Origin of the sequence: Dyella sp. (assembly GCF_036568765.1) — a bacterium.
GTDB lineage: Bacteria > Pseudomonadota > Gammaproteobacteria > Xanthomonadales > Rhodanobacteraceae > GSA-30.
Map to the genome: position 1 here is coordinate 1 of NZ_DATCRY010000106.1, position 5,259 is coordinate 5,259.

The 5,259-nt window shown below is 61.8% G+C and carries 5 protein-coding genes and 1 pseudogene; 1 reads left to right on the forward strand and 5 read right to left on the reverse strand.

The window, feature by feature from the left end:
- Together VIM98_RS07655 and VIM98_RS07660 are read right to left on the reverse strand one after the other, a co-directional pair.
- A pseudogene (locus VIM98_RS07655) lies at positions 1-183 on the reverse strand (OmpA family protein); the annotation flags it as partial.
- Between the two features lie 172 nt (positions 184-355).
- Positions 356-1,807, reverse strand: a complete 1,452-nt coding sequence (locus VIM98_RS07660; protein ID WP_331992508.1) for a bifunctional 2-methylcitrate dehydratase/aconitate hydratase — start codon at positions 1,805-1,807, stop codon at positions 356-358.
- 320 nt (positions 1,808-2,127) lie between these two features.
- Between VIM98_RS07660 and VIM98_RS07665 the strand changes: the two genes are divergently transcribed.
- Positions 2,128-2,805: a TerC family protein gene (locus tag VIM98_RS07665; RefSeq protein WP_331992509.1), complete on the forward strand. Its 678-nt coding sequence runs from the start codon at positions 2,128-2,130 to the stop codon at positions 2,803-2,805.
- A 112-nt stretch (positions 2,806-2,917) separates the two neighbouring features.
- Here VIM98_RS07665 and VIM98_RS07670 read toward each other — a convergent pair whose 3' ends face one another.
- The 3 genes from VIM98_RS07670 to VIM98_RS07680 form a co-directional block, all read right to left on the reverse strand.
- The gene (locus tag VIM98_RS07670) at positions 2,918-4,294 is read right to left on the reverse strand and encodes an acetate kinase (protein WP_331992510.1); all 1,377 of its coding nucleotides are present in this window, start codon (positions 4,292-4,294) and stop codon (positions 2,918-2,920) included.
- A 27-nt stretch (positions 4,295-4,321) separates the two neighbouring features.
- Complete coding sequence (locus VIM98_RS07675; RefSeq protein ID WP_331992511.1) at positions 4,322-4,816, reverse strand: hypothetical protein; 495 nt, start codon at positions 4,814-4,816, stop codon at positions 4,322-4,324.
- A 10-nt stretch (positions 4,817-4,826) separates the two neighbouring features.
- Positions 4,827-5,259 (reverse strand): C39 family peptidase (locus VIM98_RS07680; protein WP_331992512.1); only part of this gene is annotated, 433 nt, incomplete at its 5' end.

Below are 5,259 nucleotides of genomic sequence, written 5' to 3' on the forward strand. Positions count from 1 at the left end.
GTAGTACACCTGACGGCTGTTCGTGTTGCGATCCGTATCGTTGTAATAACCACCCACGGTCGGCGCGATGTACCAGCGGCCGTCGTAGCTCGGCGTGCTCGAAGCAGCTTGGTCCTGCGCGTGAACGGCACCTACGCCGCCCAGAGCCAGGGCAATCAGGAAGTAAAGGCCCTTACGGTTCATCGGATATCTCCTTTCTTGGTTTTTCTTCGTATTCGCTTCGGGGCGCCCGGCGCATTGGGTGCGCGCAGACCAGGGGAACGCATGTACAACCGAACGAGCGGCGGCAGTTTAGCAAAAACTAAACATTTAGGTATTTACCGCACGCTCGCGTTCAGTTTCGGCTCACCAAAATTTAAACAGTAAAAAGTGTCATGAAGTCGTGAACGGGCATGGCGTCCAGCTTGGCCGGGTCGGCCGCGGCATCGAGAATCGCCTTGACCTTGTTGGCCGGCAGGTGGCCGCGCATGGCCGCCTCGAACTTCTTCAGCAGCACGGGGATACCCTCGGCGCGACGCTTGCGATGGCCGATCGGATAATCGATCGAAACTTTTTCCGTGCTGCTGCCGTCCTTGAAGAACACCTGCACCGAGTTACCGATGTAACGCTTGTCCGGATCGAAATAATCCTTGGTGAACTGCGGGTTCTCACGCACCTCCATCTTGTCGCGCAAGGCATCGATGCGCGGATCGGCGGCGACGTCATCGTTATAATCGTCAGCCGTCAGGCGGCCGAAGATCATCGGCACGGCCACCATATATTGGATGCAATGGTCACGGTCGGCATAATTGGCCAACGGACCGGTCTTGTCGATGATGCGGCAGCCGGCTTCCTGCGTCTCGATGACCACCTTCTCGACCTGATCCAGCTTGCCGGCAACCTGGGCGTGGAGCTGCATGGCGCACTCGACCGCGGTTTGAGCGTGGAACTCGGCCGGGAAGCTGATCTTGAACAGCACGTTCTCCATGACATAGCTGCCGAACGGCCGCTCGAACTCGAACGCGTTGCCCTTGAAGGCAACATCGTAGTAACCCCAGGTCTTGGCCGAGAGCGCCGACGGATAGCCCACCACACCGCGGTACACGGCATTGATCGCATGGGTGACGGCACGGCGGCAGGCATCGCCGGCGGCCCAGCTCTTGCGCGGCCCGGTGTTGGGGGCGTGGCGGTAGGTACGCAGCGCACCGTTGTCGATCCAGCTATGCGACACCGCGGTGACAATCTGTTCTTTGTCGCCGCCGAGCATGGCAGTAGCGACTGCGGTGGAGGCCAGGCGCACCAGGATCACATGATCCTGACCGACGCGGTTGTAGCTGTTCTTCAACGCATAGCAGCCCTGGATCTCGTGCGCCTTGATCGCGTAGGTCAGCACATCGCGCACGGTCAGCGGCTTATCGCCCTCGCTCACCGCCTTGCGGCTCAGGTAGTCGGCCACGGCCAGGATGCTGCCGAGGTTGTCCGAGGGGTGACCCCATTCGGCGGCCAGCCATGTGTCGTTGAAATCGAGCCAGCGGATCTGCGTGCCGATCGCGAAGGCCGCCTGCACGGGATCGAGTTCGTGGCTGGTGCCAGGCACGCGAGCGCCGCCCACCATATTGGCGCCAGGCACGATTGGACCCAGGTGCTTGACGCACTCGGGGAACTTCATCGCGAGCATCGACGTGCCCAGCGAGTCGAGCAACATGTAGCGCGCGGTATCGTAAGCCTCCTGCGAGTCGATCTTGTAATCGACGACGTAATTGGCGATATCGACCATCGGCTGATCGGGATCGGGACGCTTTGCGGAACGGATATCGTGCGCACTCATGGGGCGAGTCTCATGGCGAGGGGAAAACGCCCATTGTAGCCGGAGGCGCCCAGGACGGGCATGCCGCAATGCAGCCGGCGCTATCGTTCTCACGCCCGCCGGGCTACAATCCACGCCGTACTTACATCCCAAAAGGGAGTAGTTCCGGGCAGGCAGCGCCATGGGGCGATGGCCGGCTCGTGCGGCGATCGTCATCACGAGCGGCACTTCCGCTCCGGGCGCCGCGGCGGCCATGGCTGCGAACAAGACTTTTGCGATGACGCCGGGCTTGCGTGCGCGCCCGTCGTCGTCGCACGAGTCGCGCGCGCAAGGAACCCCGCATGGAACTTTCCGGTACCGATTTCATCTCCAGCCTGCTGGCCATTGTCCTGCTCGATATCGTGCTGGCGGGCGATAACGCTATCGTGATCGCACTGGCTGCGCGCAACCTGCCCAAGCATCTGCAAAAGAAGGCCGTGTTCTGGGGCACCTTCGGTGCGGTAGCGGTCCGTGTCGCATTGACGGCTGTGGTGGTCTACCTGCTCAAGCTGCCTGGCCTGATGCTGGCCGGCGGGCTGCTGCTGTTGCCCATCGCCTGGAAGCTGCTGAAGAACGACGAGTCGGCGCATGACGTCGGCGCGGCAGACAGTTTCATGGCGGCACTGCGCACCATTGTCGTGGCCGACGCGCTGATGGGCCTGGACAACGTACTGGCGATCGCAGGCGCCTCGCACGGCCACATGGGCCTGGTCATCATCGGCCTGGCCATCAGTGTGCCGCTGGTGGTGTGGGGCTCGACGCTGATCCTGAAGCTGATCGAGCGTTTCCCGGTCATTGTCTATATCGGCGCGGGCGCCATCGCCTGGACGGCAGCACGCATGATCGCGCACGATCACCTCGTTGCGGATTGGTTCGACGCACGCGAATGGATGAAGTACGTACTCGACGTGGCGCTGGTCGCGCTGGTTTGCGGCGGCGGCTGGTGGGTGCAGCGAAACAAGCGGCTGCGCAGCGCGTGAACTTGCGAGGTCGCCTGCTACGCGGCCTGTGAAGAGTAAAGAGAAATCCGCACCGACCAAAAGCTCGGCTTCCCTACTCTTTACTCTTTCAGCGAGCGACCTTACCCCTCACTCAGTACATCATCGGCACGCGCACCGTTACCGTCGCATCCGGCGTGTCGCGGGTCACACCGACGCCGAGCGTGAAGTTCACGGTACGCTTGGGATTGAAACGATAGGAGCCGCCGATCAACAACGTGCCCAGCACCGACTTGGCCGAACCGGGCACAGTCTGACCATTCTGCTTGGTCACACCGACGAAGCTCTGGTCGTAGCCGATACTGAAGGATGCCTTCTCGTTCAACGCCAGGCCCATGCCGATGCTGACGTCGACAATGTCGCCCAGTTTCACCTTGCCCAGCTGCTCCTTGCCCGACAGCAGCAAGTTACGTGTGACATTGTCGCGGGCAAAATTGCGCAGGTAGCTGATGTTGCCGAAGAACACCACCGGATCGGACGGATAGAGCCAGGTAATGCCCGGCTGCAATGAATAAAAGCCCGAACCGGTCGGCGATTCGAGCGGCAAGCCAGTACCTGTCGCATTCTGCACGCAACGCGTGACGCAGTCCGTAGTGACTTCGAACGGGTCGCGACCGGTGCGCGACTTGAAGCGCAACCAAGCCACGTAATAAGCCTTGTCCGGACCGCCGTCATTGAGCTGATAACGCGCCGTCGCTTCGATATCGCCAATGCCGTGACCGCTGGTCGTGAATACACGATCCTGCGCCGAGCCGGTGAAGATCTCACGGCTGATCGTGTCGGTATGGCTATAGACGTACGGCACGCGCATTTCGACTTCCAAACGGTTGGTAATCCCGTATCGCGCGGCGATGGCGCCCGTCTGGGTGGTGGTCTTGACCTGTCGCGCATCGATCAGGCCGATCAGGATGGCGGGAATCACGGTATAACCGACCAAGGCCACACGATCGGCCGAGGAATAGCCGAACTGGTAGGACGGTTCCAACACCAACTTTCCGCGCGGTGTCAGGACGCCTGGCTGATCGAAGATCGGCGCCACCTCTGGCGGACGATCGTCTGTCTGCGGCGCCTGCCCCACCGGACGGCGTTGATCGTCATCGAGAGGCGTCGCAGCGACAAGCTCCTCGGCAGCGGGCATCGGCAAGGCGGAAGCGCGGCTGCCGCCAGCGGCGACGTTCCCGGCACGTTGCTTATCCAGGACATCCATACCGACGGCGCGTCGCAGCGACTTGTAATCGGCCTCCTGTTGCGCAAGTGCTTTCTGCATCGCCTCCAACTGCGCCAGCTGCGCATCTATCTTCGCGCGCATGTCGTCGATCTGTTGGCCTTGCTGGGCGATGCGCTGCCGTACATCGGGAGCGACAGCAGCATCGTCAGGCGCCTGTTGCTGCGCGATCACCGCACCGCTAAGCATGCCCATGCCCGCCAGGCAACTGAGTGCGCCGCGTTTTTTCCATGTGCCTCGTGTCATCGTCCGTCTCCCCTGTGGCGCGCCGCATCAATGTCCCTGCGACCGGATCAAGGCCGATTGCAGGCTCTCTTGCAAACCCATGTCACGGAACAGACCGAGCGTGTTGGTGCTCACGTTGAGTGTCGTCAATGCCTGGATCTGCTGGTTGTTGAGCGTGTTCTGGATGACGGTCGCGCCGCCGGACTGACTGAACGCCGACGGATCGAAGCTATTCCCCGGCCCGTTCTGTACCAGATTTACCGTGCCCATCGCCGCCGCCACCGCGCTGGCCTGCGTGGCATCCAGGCGGCCGATGTCGGGAATATTGAAACGGGTGCTGGTGACGAGGTTGCCGTTGATGTAGACCGCGCGATCGATCCCCAGCGAAGCGACAATGCCGCTGCCCAGATCGAATCCACCGCGCATGCGGTCCAACTGCGCGTCGCTGACCGCATGCCAGCGTACGACGTCATCAGCCGCAAGGGCGCACGGCGCCGCAATGCACAGGATCAAGCCGGAAACGAGCGGGCGAAGAAGGTTCATGGGTCGCCGCCTAGATATCGTTCGGACCGCGTTTGGGAATGGTGATGCGATCGAGCCCGCTGCGATCGATGCTCAGGCCGAGCGGTGCCATGGGCACCACTCGCCAGTCGCGTGGACTGTTGAATACCGCTTGGTTACGGCGGTTATGAATCACGAAGACCAGACCGTTCTTCCAGGTGGCCTCGAATTGGTCGAGCGGAATGGTGCGCGTACCGAGCGCCGGGTCGCCAACCAGTACCCGGCCGTCGCGCATTCCCTTGATCACCACGAAATGGTGATAGCCCCTTTCGTCAACGAGGGCGATCGCCGGCAGGTTCTCTTCCTGCAGTTTCTCCAGGGGCACCTGGAAACCATCGGCTTCGAAGCCGTTGGCGGCCAGGAACATCTTGATGTCCAGCAGCGAAAACCCTTCTTTGTTGATCTTCGCGTGGTCGCCATGGGCG

What these genes read in the sequence shown, in the direction of transcription:
- VIM98_RS07665 (WP_331992509.1), top strand. Translation starts at nt 2,128, where the DNA reads ATGGAACTTTCCGGTACCGATTTCATCTCCAGCCTGCTGGCCATTGTC.
- VIM98_RS07675 (WP_331992511.1), bottom strand. Translation starts at nt 4,816, where the DNA reads ATGAACCTTCTTCGCCCGCTCGTTTCCGGCTTGATCCTGTGCATTGCG.
- VIM98_RS07660 (WP_331992508.1), bottom strand. Translation starts at nt 1,807, where the DNA reads ATGAGTGCGCACGATATCCGTTCCGCAAAGCGTCCCGATCCCGATCAG.
- VIM98_RS07670 (WP_331992510.1), bottom strand. Translation starts at nt 4,294, where the DNA reads ATGACACGAGGCACATGGAAAAAACGCGGCGCACTCAGTTGCCTGGCG.